The sequence below is a fragment of the Haloarcula rubripromontorii genome (assembly GCF_001280425.1).
Classification (GTDB): domain Archaea; phylum Halobacteriota; class Halobacteria; order Halobacteriales; family Haloarculaceae; genus Haloarcula; species Haloarcula rubripromontorii.
In genome coordinates this window covers 685,635-703,001 of the sequence record NZ_LIUF01000002.1, presented here as the reverse complement: position 1 = coordinate 703,001, position 17,367 = coordinate 685,635, and the positions used below count along the sequence as shown (strand labels likewise).

The following is a 17,367-nucleotide window of genomic DNA, read 5'->3' as shown; positions in this document are numbered from 1 at the left end:
TTATTCTTTGACCGAACCTGCGAGGATCCCGCTGACGAAGTGTCGCTGCAAGAAGAGGAACACCAAGAACAGCGGGATGATGCTGAGCGCTGCCGCGACCATGATCTGGTCGTAGTAGACACGCTGGGCGCCGACCAGTTCGTTGATCGCCACCGGGATGGTGTACTTGCCCTGGTTCAACACGACCAGCGGGAACAGGAAGAGGTTCCACTGGAACAGGAACAGGACGATGGCAAGCGCCGCCAGCGACGACTTCATAGTCGGGAGTGCGATGCGGTAGTACAGCTGGAACTCGGTCGCGCCGTCGATGCGGGCCGACTCCAGCAAGGCGTCGGGGATCTGTTTCATGTTCTGGCGCATCAGGAAGATGCCCAGCGGGTTGGCCGCCCACGGCAGGATGATCGCCCAGTAGGAGTTGGTCAGTCCCATCTGCGAGATCAGCAGGAACAGGGGGATGACCAGCAACTGGATGGGCAGGGTCAGTGTCGCCAAGATCGCGTAGAAGATCGGTTCCTTGAACCGGAACTCGTACTTGGCGAAGGCGAACCCGCCCATCGAACAGAGCACGAGCGACAGTAGCGTGTAGACGATGGCGATGAACACAGAGTTCCAGATGCTCTGGATGAAGTCGACACTCTCGCGGGCCTGCAGCGCCTCCAGGTTCGCGAAGAAGTTTGACCCGGGGAACAGCTGGATATCGGTCCCCGCCGAGAGGAACGCCTGTTCGGGCAGCGTCGACGCGACGATGATCCAGTAGATCGGGACCACCATCAGCAGCGTCACGAGCAGGACGAAGGTGTAGCCGAGGAACCGCCAGATCGCTTCGTCGCGGGTCTGTTTACGCATCGGATTCACCCCCGATCCGGAGCTGGACGATCGAGAGGACCGCGACGATACCGACCAGCACGACTGTCATCGCGCTTGCATAGCCGAGCTGGAACTGCTGGAACGCGATGTTGTAGATATAGACGACGAGGGTCCGGGTCGCCGACAGCGGTGCGCCGCCCTCCGAGATGATCAGCGGTTCGGAGAACAGCCGGAAGGTCCCGATGGTCGATGTGACGACCACGAACAACAGGACCGGGCGCAACTGGGGAAGCGTCACGTAGCGGAACTTCTCCCAGCGGCTCGCGCCGTCAATCTCGGCCGCTTCGTACAGCTGCTGGGGAATACTCTGGAGCCCCGCCAGCAGGATAATCATGTTGTAACCGGTCCAGCGCCAGGTGACGGCTCCAACAAGCGAGATACGCGGCCAGAATCCGGTCCCCAGCACCGACTTGAGCGGGCCGGGGATCAGCGCCGTCCCGCCGCTGAGCCACGGGACCGTCGGTAGCCCGAGCATCTGGAAGACGGTGTTGACGAGCCCGTTGTCCTGTAACAATAACAGGAACACCGTCGCGTACGCGACGAGGTTCGCAGCGACAGGTAGGGCGATGGTCGTCCGAAACAGTCCCTTGAACCGCATCCAGGAGGCGTTCAGCGCCAGCGCCAGCGCCAGTCCGAGGACGATCATCAGTGGCACCTGCACAAGCAGGATGAACGTCGTGTTCGCCAGCGCGTTCTGGAACAGCGCGTCACCGAGCAGCCGCTGGTAGTTCTGGAGTCCGACGTACTCCAGTTGGGCGATGCGTGTCAGCTCGAACTGGATCGGACCGAGATCGATCCAGAACAGCGTGGCGTTGCCGATCCCTTGGTAGGTGTGAAAGGAGAGATACAGCGTATAGAGGATCGGGAACGCCAGAAACGAGCTGAACAGGATGAAAAACGGCGCCAGGAAGAGATACGGCGCACTCACCGAGAACGGGAGCCGGGCACCGACCGACCGGGTCGCCCGGATCTGGGCCTGTCGGGCCGGGCGGACGGCATCGATAAACGCCCGCCAGATCGGTGTGACGGCCTGTTTGGCCCGCTCGCGGACCGCAGTGAGCTTGTCTCTGACCGGGTTTGAGGAGCTGGTCGACATGAGGAATAAAGAACCGCGGTGTTACGCGAGCTCCCGACCCGTGCGCTCGGCGACTTGATTGGCTGCACTGTCGACGGCCTCCTTCGGCGAGAGGTCGCCGGAGATCATCTTCTTGAACTCGCTGTTGATCGCCTTCGTGATCTCGGGCGTGTCGGTCGTGTACGTGTAGCTCGGGATGTTCGGCGCGATCTCGGCAAACATCCGGCCGGCGGCCTGCCCGCCAAGGAACTCCGACCCCTGGTCGAACGCGTCCGACTCGTAGGCCGGCTTGTAGGCCGGGAAGAGTCCGTATTCCCTGTACATCTTGAGTTGCATCTCCTCGTTTGCCAGCGCATATTGCATGTAGTCAAAGGCACGGCGGGCCTTGGCGTCGCTGACCTGGTCGGCGATGACGAGGTTCGAGCCGCCCCAGTTGGTCGCCCGGTTACCGCCGGACTCGTATGCCGGTGGCTTCATCACACGCCACTTGCCCGAGGTGTCACCGATCTCGGCTTTCAGCGTCCCTTCGATCCAGGCCCCGCCGTACAGCCCGGCGATCGTGCCCTCGGCGAAGCGGTTGAACCACTCGCTGGACCAAGAGGCGACACTGGAGGTGATACCGGCGTCGTGCGCCCGCTTCATCTGGCGGGCGACCTGCAGAGACTTCTCGGAGTTGATGTTCACGGCGCCGCTGTCGGTGAACGGCAGGCCACCGAGTTGGCGGAACATCATCCGCCAGATCCCGTCGTAGTCGTTCGGTGGGAAGTTTACCAGCGCGGTCCCGTCGGGGAGTTTCTCACCCTCCGCGATGAACTGGTCCCAGGTCTCGACGCTTTCGAGATCGAGCCCGTGTTCGTCGGCGACATCGTTGCGGTAGAACATTCCGACCGGACCGAGGTCCCACGGGAGCGCGTACGTGGCGCCGTCTTTCGTGAGCGGGCCCCACTTCCCGGAGACGAAGCCGTCTTTGATACCAGCGTCCTCGATCCACGGGCCGATGTCGCGCAGTCCGCCCGTGTTGACCCAGGCAGCCGCGTCGACACTCTCCATCGTGGCGATAGCCGGCGCGCCCGACCCGGAGAGGATGCGCGATTTGAACTTGTCTTTCATGTTCGAGCGGCCGAACTGCTCGACGGTGACATCCCCGCCGTTGGCTTCCTCGTAGGGGTCGTCGATGAGATCGAGCGATTTGGCCGCAACGTCCCAGCTCCAGGCCGCCACCGAAGAGGCCATCTGCGAGCCGGAGCCACCGTCAGCGGATGTCTCGGTCGAGCCGCCGCTACCGCCGTCGCTGCTGCCGCCGTCCGAGCCACTGCTGTCCGTGGCTGGCTGGCTACCGGTCCCACAGCCGGCCAGGCCCGCGAGACCTGCCGCGCTCAGTTGCAAGATGCGTCGTCGGTCGAGTCGTCGGTTGGAGTCAGTCATCGGCACTACCACAACACATGATAGTCCATTATTTAATGCTTTTGCCAATTGTCGGAAGGTCCGATAGTACCGCTGCCTTCATGCGTTTTCTCTATATTTTGGGTGGAAAATTCAGCCATTAGATAATTTTTCTGATTAATACGGTTGTTCACCTAGAGTGAACAAATAGTCGGTCGAGAGCAATGATAGTAAAGAAATATCAGGGCGTAGCGGTCCTGAAACCGTGGTTTTATCAATCGCCTCGCGGCGGTTGTCTCAGCCGTCACTCAAAGTCTGTTCACTGCTCACGAACGATATATACATCTGGGTGCCGATGGCCAACTATGGACGAGTCGTACCCGGTGCAGTCGACTGCGACGACGCTGCGGGTCGTCGAGGCGTTGCTCGGTCGGGGTGAAGCGGGCGTGACCGAACTCGCACGGGAACTCGATCTCTCGAAAGGGGCGGTCCACAATCACCTCCAGACGCTCCAGCAGTTGGAGTACGTCGTCCGGGAAGGCCGCCAGTACCGCGTCGGATCGCGGTTTCTGGATCTCGGCGCGCGAGCGCGCGAGTCGATGCCGGTATACCAGGCCGCGCGGGCAGAAGTCGCCCGCCTCGCGCGCTCTAGCGGCGAGGTCGCGGCCCTCGTCGTCGAGGAACACGACACGGCGACGTACGTGTTGGTAGCGGGCGGCGACGGGGGCGAAACCGCCATCCGCGAGGGGATCCGTCGACCGTTGCCGGCCGACGCCGCGGGGCGGGCAATACTGGCTCACCGCCCCGAAGACGAGATCAGGACGCTGCTAGCAGAGACGGAGTATCCCGCGGGCAACGGCAGCTCCGCACCCGACGAGACGGCACTGCTCGACGAACTCCGGACCGTCCGCGAGCAGAGCGTCGCCTTCGACCGCGAGGAACGGGCTGACGGGACCAGAAGCGTCGCTGCCCCGCTCACGACCGACGACGGGCGGTCGGTCGGTGCGGTGTCGGTCACCGGGCCGGCCAACCGGATGAGCGGGAAGCGCCTCGAAGAGGACGTCACCGGCCTTGTTGTCAGCAGCGCGAATAGTATTTCTGTCGACCTGTTCTAATCCGTAGTTGTGCTAAATTTTGCCGCTAAACTGGAGTGTTGAACGCACATATGTATCAGCAGTGAACGGCCGGCTAAAGTTCGAATTCAGTGCCTCAGTACTCAGTTTCTACTGCACACCGAGGTCGCAACTAGCATGCCCTGAGATAACTTGTTTTCTCATGGTGAACAAAGCGATCAAATTTTGCCGAGCGGTGTTATATCAATATAAATAAATTATTCTCCTCAAGGTTCACCAAACAGCTATTACGATCGGAGCGGGCACATGCCGTATGGTCCAACTCGACGCGGGCGAGACGGCCGTCAGATTCGTGCCCGAGACGGGACGCCTCGCGGTGCGACACGGAGCGAAGGCACTCGCGAGTGGAACCGTCCTGGCCGAACTCGGCGCCGAGCGCCTGCCGGCGACCGACAGCTACCACGTCGCCAGTTCCGAGGACGGGATCCAAGTCCGCTATGACGGGGCCACCGCGGAGACGACGGTTTGGCTCACTACGGCCGACGGCGGCGTTCACGTCTCGGTGGCGGTCACAAACACGGCCGACGAGCCCAGGCCGGTCGGCCGGCTCTGTCCGCTCGTTGCCGACGACCTGGCCTTCGGCCCTGAGACGCAAGTGTACCGCCACGGCTACCAGTCTTGGACGCCGACCGCGACGCTCCCCGTCGGCGAGTCGTTTCCCGCTGTCGAACCGGTCGATGTACCGATGATGACCGACGCGGCCGCGCCGGCGACGACGAGTCACTGCCAGATCGGACTGCTCGATGACGACACAGCCCTGACCGCCGGCTTTCTCGACCACTCCGAGTTCGTCACCCGCTTCGACTATCAACACGGTGAGGGCGTCGAGGCGCTGTCAGCGGTCTGTCCCGGCGACGGCGTCGACCTGGGACCGGGCGAAACAGTAACGAGCGCGCCCCTCCGGATCGACGCGACCCGTCCGGTCGACGAGGCGCTGACTGCGATCGCTGACCGGACCGGCGCTCGGATGGACGCCCGCGTCGGCGAGTGGGTACCGTCCGGCTGGTGCTCGTGGTACCACTACTTCACCGAGGTCACCGCCGCGGACGTACGGACGAACCGCGCTGCCCTCGACGATTGGGGGCTCCCGGCCGAGATCGTCCAGCTCGACGACGGCTACCAGACTGCCTTCGGCGACTGGCGGACGCTGGCCGAGGGGTTCGAGGACATGACCGCGCTGGTCGACGATATCGACGATGCCGGTCACACCCCGGGCCTGTGGCTCGCGCCCTTCTTCGTCCAGGAGGACGCCACGCTCGTCGAGGACCACCCGGAGTGGCTGTTGACCGACGGCGACGGGGCGTTCGTCTCGGCGGGCGAGCGCCACGGTGAGATGTACGGCCTTGACCTGACCCACCCCGGCGTCCAGCGGTGGCTCCGGGAGACCTTCCGAACGATCACCGAAGAGTGGGGCTTCGACTACCTCAAACTCGACTTCCTCTACGCCGGGGCACTGCCCGGCGAGCGGTTCGCCGACGTGACCCGTGCGGAGGCGTATAGACGTGGGCTAGCGGCGATCCGGGAGACCGCCGGCGACGAGACGTACATCCTGGGCTGTGGCGCACCACAGGGCCAGAGCGTCGGCTTCGTCGACGCGATGCGGGTCGGTCCCGACACCGCCGAGTACTGGGTCCGCGAGGGTGAGTCCGCCAGCGAGCCGGCCCACGAGAACGCCATCCGGAACGTCCTCAACCGGAATTACCTCCACCGCCGGTGGTGGGTCACCGACCCGGACTGCCAGCTGGTTCGGGAGACGACGGAACTCTCGATGGCCGAACGGGAGACGTTCGGGGCAATCGTCGCACTCACTGGCGGTTCAAACGTCTTCAGCGACAAGATCAGCGAGATCGGGTCGGAGGGACGAGAGCTGCTAGAGCGGTCACTCCCGCCGGTCGAGAACGGAACCGTCGCCGGCGTCGGGGAAACGGAGTTCCCCGAACGTGTCGAGTGTGAGCGGCCCGCTGACGCCGGCCGAGCGGTCGCGCTGTTCAACTGGTGCGACGAGCCGGCGAATTGCTCGCTGTCGCTCGCCACCGAGGAACGTGGTTGGGACGCCCTAGCGGGCGAACCGGTCGCCGCCGGCGGCACGGTCGAGCGGACGATATCGGCCCACGGCTGTCTGCTCGTCCACGTCGCCCCGGCCCTGGATCGCCCCCACCTGCTGGGGACCGACCACCTCGCCGGTCTCGGGGGCCGCGTCGAGCAGGTGAAGTGGGACGCCGACGAAGCGGGTGGCCGTCTGACGCTCTCGCTCGATGTCGAGACCACACAGAACATTGTGCTGGCGGTTCCCGAGGGCTGGACGCATCCCGACACGGACGCAGCATACGACACCGGAACCCTCGAACGTACCGCCCGGCCGGGGACGACTACGATAGCCTTCGAACGGGCCTGAGACGGCCGGAAATCAGTTCGCTGGCTCCGGAATTGGGAACACGGTTGTTACCATCGCGGCGAAGTAGTTCCACGAGACCGACGCCGACGCGTCGAACATGCTGTTTGTCGTCCAAGACACGGTCCGGAGAGGCCGCCTGTCCGTCCACGACCCCGAACTGGAAACCGCGCTTTTGGGCATAGACACTTCAAAACCGCCGGCCTCACTCCTCAATCCTTAGCTGAACACCGTCGGCAGTTGTTTCCAAATCCATCCGCGGTCAGGTTACGAGTAGTTATTTTGGAGTGAAGGCGGGCTATGGGTAAGTTGTCCAACCGGTACCGGGGTCTGATTGCCGCACCCGAAACCACGCTATTCCCCGTTCTGGCTCTCGGTACTCGTCGGCTGTAAAGTCCTTGACGGGCGAATTCAAAAGCTATCTACGATTTCTTCCAGGTCGAACAGTTGGAGATCGTCGCGTTCGGTTGCTGCGTCTCGAACTGACTGTGTAAAGCCATTGCGGGCGAAAAGAACGTACTTTCGGGTAACATCACCGCTATCAGGCGACCAGCGAATTTCCTGTGTCTGTTCTTCGAGCGATGCAAGCGCGTTATACTTGAGCGGGCTGTTCGTAAATTTGCACTCGCCCGTCACCATCGTTCCATCGGCCGTGAGACCGACGACATCCACTTCCTGGTCTTTGTACCACCAGCGGCCGATATCTGTGAACAGTTCGTCGGGATACATCCCGGAGAGTGCATCTTGACAGAGTGTTTCGAACTCGTGACTGACGAAGTCGGCCATCTCTGCTTCGATAACGGTCTCGTAGGCGTGATCATTCAGTCGGTCGTACCGATCCTCGTTACCGTAGACGAACCGGAACCAGAAGCGGAACAGCGGGTCGAGTATCCGGTACCGTCCTCGCCTCGACTTCGTCTTGTCTTCTGTGACCGGAACTTCGCGGTCGACCAACCGAAGCCGTTCTAGTTTCTTCGTGTACGTCGAAATTTGCTTGCCTCCGATGCCGACTGTCTGCGCGATCTCGTTTGATGTAGCGTTCCCGGCGGCGATTGCTTTCAGAATCGCAAAGTATCGATTCGGGTCAGTAAGTTCGGTACGGAGGACGTACTCGGGTTCGTTGTGCAGAAATCCCTGCTGGTCGAGGAGGGACTGTTGAATAACCGTTCCGAGGCCGTGGTCAAGTTCGGCCCCGTCTAAGTAGTACGGTGTGCCGCCGAAGACACCCCACGCGAATACTTGTTCTTCCGGTGTGTACGACGCGGGGAAGAACTCTCTTGCAGCGCCGAAGTCGAACTGTCGCAGGTCGAGTTTCTCGGTAAACCGGCCGTACAACGGACTGTTTCCGAGGAGCGTAGCCTCTTCCATCATGCTGATTGATGAACCGACGAGGATGAGTGTCGCCGCGGTATCCTGTAGTTCGTGGTCCCAGAGTCGCTGAATGACTGACGGCAGACTCTCGTCGGCGTCGATAAGATACGGGAACTCGTCAAGCACGATGACGGCGTCTTGTTCAGCGAGATAGCCGAGGAGTGACTCCCACTCGGGTTTGATTCGGCTGACGCCGGGGAATGACTCGGAAGCGAGGTCAACGAATTCGTCGAGATGCACTTGTTTCGTCGTTTCGGTGGCTTGGTACATGACAACATCGTCGCGGTCAGCGAGCGACTGTCTCACGAGTTCAGTTTTCCCGAGGCGACGCCGACCGAAGATGACGACCATCTCTGCATCTTCGGACTCGTAGCAGTCCTGAAGACGTGCAAGTTCGCTCTCTCGGTCCACGAACTGGTCCATAGTAGTAGATGGTCAGATACTGGTATAACTGCATCGAATAACCAAATACAGAATAGGCTAATCTGTATTTGGCTATTTGATTTTTGTCTATTTTATCGATAGACAATCGATTGTGGAGTCGTGATACTGGTTCGAGTCCTACCCTCCAAAGAATAAGCCTCGCTCTTCCGTGGAAATGCGAAAAGCGTCCGTCTGCGTATAGTGGCTCCAAGTCGAGCGACTTAGTTAGCGTTAAAATCGCCAGACTGCAGCGGATCTGTCTCATGTCAAATCGTCTTTCCGCACCTCGACACAAGGGCGGCACCTCAAGTGGGACGACCACAACTGGTCTGAGTTGACACACTCTTCTGAGAGGGCAAGTCCCAACGAGGAGCGCACAAACCGGAGTACCCGCAAGGGAAAACTTACCTCCGTGGGTGCGACCTGGCCAACATCCCCACCGGAGGAATCCTACACCTTCAGGGGTGGGAGGACGTCAGTTCCAGTGAGTCAACAACAGCGTCCCGACGACGTACCCGAGGAAATCGAGTTTATCACCCGCGGGGTCGCCAGCGAGCACGCGACGACGAATCCAATAGTGGTTCTCAAAGCGGCCCAGTGGTGGTATCTACACGGGGGGTCCGATCCAGCCTTCCAGTGGGTCGTCGAGTGGGCGCGTCACCTTGCGACCGACAGGGCAAACGACGTCGAACGCGTCGATGAGTTCGCCGAGTACCTCGTCACGGTCGGCTTCGCTGACGAACGTCACGACCTCCGGTACCCGCAGCTCGCACCAAAAACTACAGTCGTGAGCGCAATTCAGTCGCTTCGTTCGCGATCAAGGAGTTGATCGGGAGTCTCGTGAACTAACCACGCCGGGACGACTCGTGTGAGAACAACCATTCCCGTCAGTTCGACAAGCGTCTGGGTGACCACCACCGCCGGCGCAAGCTCGTAGCCCGACGGCAGCGCGAGCGCCAGCGGAAGGATGACGAGCGAGTTCCGCGTGACGGAGGTGAACACGAGCGCCCGACTCTCGCCAGCCTCCATCCCGAGCACGCCCGCGACCAGCCGACCGAGCAGCGGCATAACGACCAGAAACGCCATGTAGACCGGAACGACCGAGGCAATCTGTCCGATCGAATCCTGCACGCGCGGCAGCTGGGAGGCGATGACCACGAACAGCGTCGCCCCCATCATCGGGACCGGCAACCACCCCATCGTGTCCTGCCATCGGGCGCCGCGACTGGACCGTTCCGCCCGGTATTCAGTTGCCCACGCGAGCGTCAGCGGGAGCGCGATAATGACGACGAACGCCTCGATGAACGGCCCGGCTTCGATGAACTCAGCGACCTGTTGACCCATGAACAACCAGAGGTACAGCGGAAGGAGCAGAAGTTGAATCAACATCAGCGCGGGCGTCGCAGCCGTTATCTGCTCTGCATCACCGCCCGCGAGTTCCGTGAACGTGATGACGTAGTCGATACACGGTGTCAACAACACCATGAACGCCCCCACGAGGATGACTGGCTCCTGCGGAAGGAACCGCGTGAGGCCGAACACGACGGTTGGCACGACCACGAAATTCATCCCGAGTGCTGCGGCCATAAACCGGCCGTTCCGGAAGGCCCGCCGAATCCGGACAAACGGAATCTCCAGGAACGTGACGTACAACAGCACCGCGAGGACGGGGTTGATGAGCGGTTCCAACACAGAACTCGCGCCCGGGAGTCCCAGTCCGACCCCAATCGCGAGGATGACGGCGACCGCGTAGATTCCGACCTGATTGTGCTGAATCCACTGTTTTGAGAGTGTAGTCATAGATGAGTGAAACGGGAGTCTGTAGCGACGGTCGGCAATCCAAGTCCCCTCGTTTTTTAGAGATGGTGGGAGCAGGCGTAAGTTCCCATCGGTGAGCGACCAGAGCGGCTAGACCGTCAGTTGCAGTGTGGGGATGTGTTTTTGTGCGCCCCTGAGGGGTGCGGCGCGTCTTGAACTGACACAGTCCCGGTCAACTTGATTTGGTGGCCACGATGGCTACATCTAGTGACTCGTGGGTCTCCTTCGACCAGACCGACACGCGATCCGACGAGATGAACAGCACTATCCAACAGCGGATCGACGACCTCGTCGCCGGCGTCGACGACGCGCAAGCAAGCGCGGAGTTCCAAGCGTGGCTTGACTCCAGAGTCGCTTCCACGACTGCTCCTACGGGAACACGCTCCTCATCAAGCAGCAGTGTCCCGAGCCGACTCGTGTGGCTGGCTACCGAACCTGGCAGGAGGAGTTCGACCGGCACGTCTAAGGGGGCGAATCGGGCATCTGGATCCGAGCGCCGATCAGCACGAAGCAGTGTCCGGAGTGCGAGAATTCGCCGAGCTACCTTTCAACGGGAAGAGAGTCCCCGCCGTTCATACAGAGCGTGAATCGCGCGAACTTCTGTGGAAAACTACCCCGTTACCGATGGTCCGAATTTCCCACAATGGTACTCTTTACTTTCACTGTGGCCGGCTCACGTTCATTATTTTGCGCTTCGCATCTAGAATTGGCCGATGAAGCGGACCGTCACGTTCGCAGGGCGACCGCTCTCCGGCGATGGAGAGCAACTGCGCCGGGAATTATTGGACGCTTCTGCCGCTCTTTGGAACGAGATAAACTACGACACTATCTCCGACAAGGCCGAGAAGATGGTCAACTACGAGAACGCCCCTTGTCCTAACAGCGTAACGGTGCGTTCTATTTCTGAATAGTTTGCTATTCGTTCGCTCCGGTGAGCACGTTCACCGGGGTTTCCTCTCGTCGGTGAACAGGACGCCTTCGAAGGTGTGTTCCGAAGATTGCCTCGGGGCCCAACTCGCAGTCGTGAGACAGGTCGTCATCTTCTATCATTGAATCTTTATTAGATTGATACGGAAGGGTGGTATCATCCGACGACGATTCGTCGGTGGTACCGAGACAACCGGCAATATCACTGTGAGTCCTCGCTTGGCGGTGACGTTTATAATCGCGCTTTCAACTCCACAACCGGCCCCATCGGCTCAACCTCAACTGTTCTGAGACAATCGGCTTCGCAGTTTCGCTCACTCGCCGAAGTCGATCTACGGTCCCCTCGGCGTGGACTGTGAGGTCTTGGAGCTGCGATTCGCTAAATGCTGATTGGTGTTCTCCGATCGCCGTTGGTGGTCTTCGATGCATGGGTACTCTCGGGACACTCACACTGAACCGCTAAGAACCCGACTGGGGGCAAAAAATTGCTATCGGCTCGCGAGATCAATCGCCGAATATAGTCTCGTTAGAGGCGCTTCACACCGCTGGCGACAGCGAGGTACAGCGGCAGAGCGAGGAGGAGGACTCCACCAATCAATCCCCAGTCGGCGAGACCGAGCGGGACCGTCCCGAAGTATGTGTTGAGTGGGGTGTAGAGGACGGCAAGCTGCAGGAGTATCGACCCACAAACTGCGGACGCCAGCCACCGATTCGAGAGTGGCGGTGTCTCCCGGAGCCAGCGAATCACGTGCAGTTTCTCGAATTCGAGGAAGACAAACCCGGTGAATACCATCGTCATCGCGTACGGCGTGACTGTGGATGCGCCGGCAAGCGTGACCAGTAGCAGCCCGAGCATTACGGCTGTCGAAATGACGCCTGTTCCCCCGATGAGGGCGAGCATCTCGCGGTCGATGATGCCCCGGCCCGGGTCTCTGGGCGGCCGCTGCATCACGTCATCGCTTTTCGGGTCGGCCCCGAGCGCGAGCGCTGGCAGTCCGTCAGTCAGGAGATTAATCCACAGCAACTGCACCGCCGGCAAGACGAGGTAGCCAAAGAGCGAGGCGAGAAAGACGATAGCCACTTCTGCGATATTGGCACTCAGCAGATAGCCGACGAACTTCCAGACGTTGTCGAAGATCGCCCGCCCGCGCTCGATTGCCCGCTCGATTGTCGCGTAGTTATCGTCCAGCAAGATAACGTCGCTGGCCTGTTTGGCAACGTCAGTTCCGCGGACGCCCATCGCGACGCCGATATCGGCGTTTTTCAGCGCCGGTGCGTCGTTGACACCGTCGCCAGTCATTGCGACAGTATGACCGTTCGCCTGCAACGCTTGCAGAATCCGTACTTTGTGCTCCGGAGACGTGCGTGCGAACACGTCTACAGACTCGACACGGTCACGGAGCGCTTCCGCAGAACAGTCCTCGACGTCGCGGCCCTCCATCACGCGCTGGCCGATCCCGAGTTCGCCGGCGATGGCCGCGGCGGTCCGGACGTTGTCGCCGGTTACCATCTTCACGCCAACGCCGGCACGCTCGGTCGCCGCAATCGCGTCGGCCACCTCCTCACGGGCCGGGTCGATCATGCCGATCAGCCCAGCGAAGATCAGGTCGTCACTGACATCGGCGGCCTGCCCGGTTGTGTCATCGCGTTCGACCACGCCGGCATCCGCTGAGTACGCCACTGCGAGTACCCTGAGCGCGTCATCAGCGAACGTACCGACCTGTTCCCTGATCTGCTCGGCTCTGTCGGCCGTCAGGTCCGCCGGTCCAGTGTCGGTGAGGACACGGGCACACTTCGAGAGGATGACTTCAGGCGCACCTTTGACGTAGACCATGTCATCGTGCATGGTGCCCATCCACTTGCGTTCCGAGGAGAACGGGATTTCGTCTGTTCTCGGGTTCGCTTCACGGAGACGTTCGACGTCGATTCCGGCTTCATCAGCCGCCATGACAATGGCCCGCTCGGTCGGGTCGCCCGCTTCGAGCGTCGCATCGCTACACAGTGTCCCTGCACGGAGTACTTTGGCAACGCGGTCCGGCAAGGATTCCCCGTCGATCTCGTCAGTGTCGACAACAGCGTTGTTGACCCAGATCTGACTAACTGACATTCGGCCCTCGGTCAGCGTCCCGGTTTTGTCCGTACAGATGACATCGACGGCGCCCAGCGCCTCGACGGCGGGCAAGCGCCGCACGAGCGCGTTCTCGTCGGCCATTTTCCGAACACCGAGGGCCAGCGTTAGCGTCACCACCGCTGGAAGGCCTTCCGGAACCGCAGCCACCGCGAGCGATATCGCGGTGAGTGCCGCCTGAACCAGCTCGGTCCCCTGGAGGACGAGAAGTGGGACCACGAGCGCAGCAAGGGCTATCACACCGATACCGAGTGTCCGCCCGAGTGTGTCGAGTTCAGTCTGGAGTGGTGTGTCAGTTTCCTCCGTGCCCGCGAGCTGGCGGGCGATAGACCCGACCTCAGTGTTCATCCCGGTTGTCGTGATGACAGCAACGGCCGAGCCGCGCGTGACGTTCGTCCCCTTGTACACCATCGATTCGCGCTCAGCAAGCGGTGTATCGGCTCCAACCGGCTCAGTTCCCTTCGCGACCGGCGTACTCTCACCAGTGAGCGCTGCTTCGTCTACTTCCAAGGACTGACAGTCAATCAGCCGACCGTCGGCGGGAACGACAGCACCGCTCTCCAGTTCGATAACGTCACCCGGAACGAGTTCGGTTGCGTCGACCTCGACAGATTGGCCGTCGCGCCTGACTGTCGCGGTTGGAGCGGTCAGTTCTCGCAAGGATTCGAGCGTCCCCTCTGCACGGTAGTCCTGTACGAAGCCGAACAGGCCGTTCCCGAGTACAATCACGGCTATCAGTACTGCGTCGACAGCGTGTCCCGCCCACACGGACAGTATCGCGGCCGCAACGAGAACCCAGATAAGGGCGCTGTCGAACTGTGCAACAGCGATATCGAGTGGTGTCCGTTTGCTCCCCTGCGTGATTTCGTTCTCGCCGTGTCTGTCGCGCCGAGAGCGGGCTTCTGACGCCGATAGCCCAGCCGACTCGCTGTCCAGTCCGGAAAGAACGTCGGCAGTCGGTTTCGTGTGGGCGGCTTCGGACATGGACGGCTGATCTACCGCTATGTTGATATGAGTTTGCCTCCGCAGTACGGCAGTGCTTCGTTGTGACGGTGGTTTCGACGAAGAAAGGACGCATCAAACGGGTTATAGCCATAACCACACTGGACCGATACTACTGAGAGCTGTCTCGCGTCAGGGTTCGGTTCGTCCCGTGAGGTCATCCGGGACGAGGCGGTAGAATTCAAATGTCACCTCGCGGAGCGGGCGTTCGAAGATGTCGATCAGCGGAATGTCGACGTGTTCGAGTCCCTCCAGCGTTTCCGTCTCAATTCCCTCCCGTTCGACGTCTTCAAGTCGACCGCTGGCGGCCACACTCTGCCACCCAGTATCCGTCTCACGATAGGTCACAAACGTCGCCGGGCGGTCACTGAGTTCGCCCTTCGACTTCTCAGCGCCGACAGCCAGCCGGAAATAGAAGGTGGTAGTCGGCGCGTCGTACCCGTATGATACCGGAACCGAGTGGGGCGGTGCGTCACCGGCGGCGAGCGAGAGGACGCCCGTCCCCCCGTTGTCCAGAAGCGCGTCCCGTTCCTCGTCCGTCATCGTAACCGGGTTGTCCGCGGACATAGTTACTGTCACGAAAGGAACAGCAATAAGTGCATGGTCGAGCCGCATCTGCCTGCTGGCTCGCTGGGGACCTGGCTGACGCCGTCCGCAGTCAGACGCCGGCAGACAGGACCGCATGACGCTGTTTTCAGGTGGCGTCGCCACGCTGGTCTCGGGCATTGACTGCCAGCACAGGCATGTCAGCGTGTCTGATGACCCGTTCCGTCGTGCTGCCCATGAGGAACCGATTAAGCCCAGTCCGACCGGCCGTTCCCATCGCAATGAGATCGACATCGTTCTCCTCGGCGTAATCGAGAATATCTGCCGCCGGGAATCCATCGACGACCGCTGTGACAGCGTCCACGCCGGAGTCGCGTGCTCGCGCTGCAATTCGCTCGGTCACTTTCTCACCCTGTGATTCCAGAGTATCGATCAGGTCTTTCGGCAGTGTGTATTCCGAACCGGTCGCAACATCGCCGAGGTTGACGACGTTCAAAACGTGAACGCGGGAGTCGAACTGTGCTGCGATCTCGCAAGCCGGTTCGACAGCGGCCGTTGCGGACGTGCTTCCGTCCGTCGGGATGAGAATGTCGTCATAGGAGTCGGTGGCGCGACTCTGTTCGGTGGCGCGGACGGTAAAAACGGGGACATCGGCCTGCCGGACAACGCTCTCTGTCACGCTCCCGGCGAGATATCGGCCGACACCGGTACGTCCGTGCGTTCCCATCGCAATCAGGTCGATATCGCGCTCGTCGCGGTATGCACAGATCTCGTCAGCAGGATTGCCCGTGCGGATAGTCGTCTGTACCGTTCCAGTGGCGTCTACCGCGTCTGTGATAGCTGTGACCGTTTCTTCGGCGTCAGCCGTCATACGGTCGCGTGTCTCGTCGTCGAGTTCGCCGCTGCTGAATGGTCCGCCTGCCGTTCGCGTATCGATGACAGCCATGACGTGCAGGGTCGCGCTGAACGCACGCGAAAGCGCTGCCCCGTGTTCAGCGGCCCGGGTCGCGTGTTCGCTGCCATCGGTCGGAACCAAGATTGAGTCGAACATTGCTGTGTTTACAGCTCGTTGCTGTCAGTAAATAAACTGCAGTCGTGGTTCTCAGGTTATTAGAAATCCGGCAGTTGAGAGTGGCCGATTAGATATATTCGGCTCTGGTGAATCGCTGGACAGCGTCGGCTTCGACCGTTAGAACTAGTGGAATGAAGCGGGAAACCGCCGATGCTCTATGTCGAAGATCTCCCGCTTCACAAACAAAGCGGTCCAGTTAGCTAAAAATGCTGTTGGTGAGCGAGGCGAAGTCGCCGCCCCCGAAGGGGGTGGCGGCTTCGCCGAGTATGCGGTGGTGTCGCTGCACTGTCTGCGGGTTTACCTGGAGAAATCCTACCGAGAAGCACTCGATTTGCTGAGTGAGATGCCACAAATACTCGGGGAGATCGGCCTCAAACCGGCCGATCTCCCCGACCACTCCACGCTAGTCAAGTGGTTTGATAGAATCAAGACAGCGCTCTGGCGAGTGCTGCTGCGCCTGTCGGCGCAGGAGCACGAGCCATCCGGTCACGCCGCCATTGACGCGACATTCTTCGACCGCGAAAACGCTAGCAAACATTACTGCCGTCGGACGAATTACCGAGTACAGACGCTCAAAGCGACAGCTCTCGTCGACACAAAAAGCCAAGCGATTCTGGACGTTCACTGTACGACCGAGAAACGCCACGACACACAGCTCGGCTGGCAGGTCGCCCGCCGCAACGCGGGCGACCTCGCCAGCCTCGCTGCGGACAAAGGCTACGACTGGATGGATTTACGCGACAAACTCCGCGAAGAGGGCGTGAGACCGCTGATCAAACATCGTGAGTTCCGACCCATCGATCACGCGCACAACGCGCGGATCGATGGGCCTCGATACCGCCAACGAGCGATGTGTGAGACCGTCTTCTCCACGATCAAGCGCACGCTCGGCGACGCCGTGCGTGCGCGAACTTGGTACGGTGAATTTCGTGAACTCGTCCTGATGTGTGCGGTTCACAACATCAAGCAATCTCTAAAACAGTGAAATCGAACCACGTCTGGCGATTCACCACGGCCGATATATTCAAATCTTCGTCACTTAAGGTGCTATTCATTATCGTAATTGATTGATGCCACTGAATAAATACGTTACGTTATTGATGGATAATGGTCAATTCAGGTGGTCAATGGTAAAACTCCAGCAGAGGGCTGAACTGAACAGAACTATTGACTCCAACCTCCCGATTTGACGATGGTCTAGATTGTTCGTTCCCCCCGTTGTTGCACTAT

The 17,367-nt window shown here is 60.6% G+C and carries 11 protein-coding genes and 3 pseudogenes; 6 read left to right on the top strand and 8 right to left on the bottom strand.

Annotation, left to right across the window (positions count from 1 at the left end):
* The 3 genes from AMS69_RS08795 to AMS69_RS08785 are packed head-to-tail and all read right to left on the bottom strand — an operon-like array spanning position 1 to position 3,367.
* On the bottom strand, positions 1–846 hold the full coding sequence (locus AMS69_RS08795; protein ID WP_053967679.1) for a carbohydrate ABC transporter permease: 846 nt from the start codon (positions 844–846) through the stop codon (positions 1–3).
* Positions 839–1,963, bottom strand: a complete 1,125-nt coding sequence (locus tag AMS69_RS08790) for a carbohydrate ABC transporter permease (RefSeq protein ID WP_202904527.1) — start codon at positions 1,961–1,963, stop codon at positions 839–841. Before AMS69_RS08790 ends, AMS69_RS08795 begins: the two co-directional genes overlap by 8 nt.
* Before the next feature lie 21 nt (positions 1,964–1,984).
* The gene (locus tag AMS69_RS08785; protein ID WP_053967678.1) at positions 1,985–3,367 is read right to left on the bottom strand and encodes an extracellular solute-binding protein; all 1,383 of its coding nucleotides are present in this window, start codon (positions 3,365–3,367) and stop codon (positions 1,985–1,987) included.
* A gap of 323 nt (positions 3,368–3,690) precedes the next feature.
* On the opposite strand from AMS69_RS08785, the gene AMS69_RS08780 reads away from it, so the two are divergent.
* Both AMS69_RS08780 and AMS69_RS08775 read left to right on the top strand, forming a co-directional pair.
* Positions 3,691–4,440: an IclR family transcriptional regulator gene (locus AMS69_RS08780; protein ID WP_053967677.1), complete on the top strand. Its 750-nt coding sequence runs from the start codon at positions 3,691–3,693 to the stop codon at positions 4,438–4,440.
* A 271-nt stretch (positions 4,441–4,711) separates the two neighbouring features.
* Positions 4,712–6,853: a glycoside hydrolase family 36 protein gene (locus tag AMS69_RS08775; RefSeq protein ID WP_053967676.1), complete on the top strand. Its 2,142-nt coding sequence runs from the start codon at positions 4,712–4,714 to the stop codon at positions 6,851–6,853.
* Positions 6,854–7,261: 408 nt separating this feature from the next.
* Here the strand turns inward: AMS69_RS08775 and AMS69_RS08770 are convergent, their stop codons facing one another.
* Complete coding sequence (locus tag AMS69_RS08770) at positions 7,262–8,644, bottom strand: ATP-binding protein (protein WP_053967675.1); 1,383 nt, start codon at positions 8,642–8,644, stop codon at positions 7,262–7,264.
* Positions 8,645–9,128: 484 nt separating this feature from the next.
* Here AMS69_RS08770 and AMS69_RS19630 point away from each other — a divergent pair.
* A pseudogene (locus tag AMS69_RS19630) lies at positions 9,129–9,401 on the top strand (hypothetical protein); the annotation flags it as partial.
* Positions 9,402–9,442: 41 nt separating this feature from the next.
* Here AMS69_RS19630 and AMS69_RS08765 read toward each other — a convergent pair.
* Positions 9,443–10,444: an arsenic resistance protein gene (locus AMS69_RS08765; RefSeq protein WP_053967674.1), complete on the bottom strand. Its 1,002-nt coding sequence runs from the start codon at positions 10,442–10,444 to the stop codon at positions 9,443–9,445.
* Positions 10,445–10,656: 212 nt separating this feature from the next.
* On the opposite strand from AMS69_RS08765, the pseudogene AMS69_RS20835 reads away from it, so the two are divergent.
* Positions 10,657–11,006: pseudogene (locus AMS69_RS20835) on the top strand (DUF955 domain-containing protein); the annotation flags it as partial.
* Between the two features lie 169 nt (positions 11,007–11,175).
* Positions 11,176–11,292 (top strand): annotated as a pseudogene (locus tag AMS69_RS21200) (RNA-guided endonuclease TnpB family protein); the annotation flags it as partial.
* Positions 11,293–11,915: 623 nt separating this feature from the next.
* Here AMS69_RS21200 and AMS69_RS08755 read toward each other — a convergent pair.
* The 3 genes from AMS69_RS08755 to AMS69_RS08745 form a co-directional block, all read right to left on the bottom strand.
* On the bottom strand, positions 11,916–14,501 hold the full coding sequence (locus tag AMS69_RS08755) for a calcium-translocating P-type ATPase, PMCA-type (RefSeq protein ID WP_053967672.1): 2,586 nt from the start codon (positions 14,499–14,501) through the stop codon (positions 11,916–11,918).
* 150 nt (positions 14,502–14,651) lie between these two features.
* Positions 14,652–15,086, bottom strand: a complete 435-nt coding sequence (locus AMS69_RS08750) for a pyridoxamine 5'-phosphate oxidase family protein (RefSeq protein WP_053967671.1) — start codon at positions 15,084–15,086, stop codon at positions 14,652–14,654.
* A 127-nt stretch (positions 15,087–15,213) separates the two neighbouring features.
* Entirely contained in the window at positions 15,214–16,116 is a 903-nt protein-coding gene (locus AMS69_RS08745) for a universal stress protein (RefSeq protein ID WP_053967670.1), read from the bottom strand.
* 178 nt (positions 16,117–16,294) lie between these two features.
* Between AMS69_RS08745 and AMS69_RS08740 the strand changes: the two genes are divergently transcribed.
* A complete protein-coding gene (locus AMS69_RS08740) occupies positions 16,295–17,122 on the top strand; it encodes an IS5 family transposase (protein WP_053967669.1) in 828 nt (275 codons plus the stop codon).
* Positions 17,123–17,367: the final 245 nt, after the last annotated feature.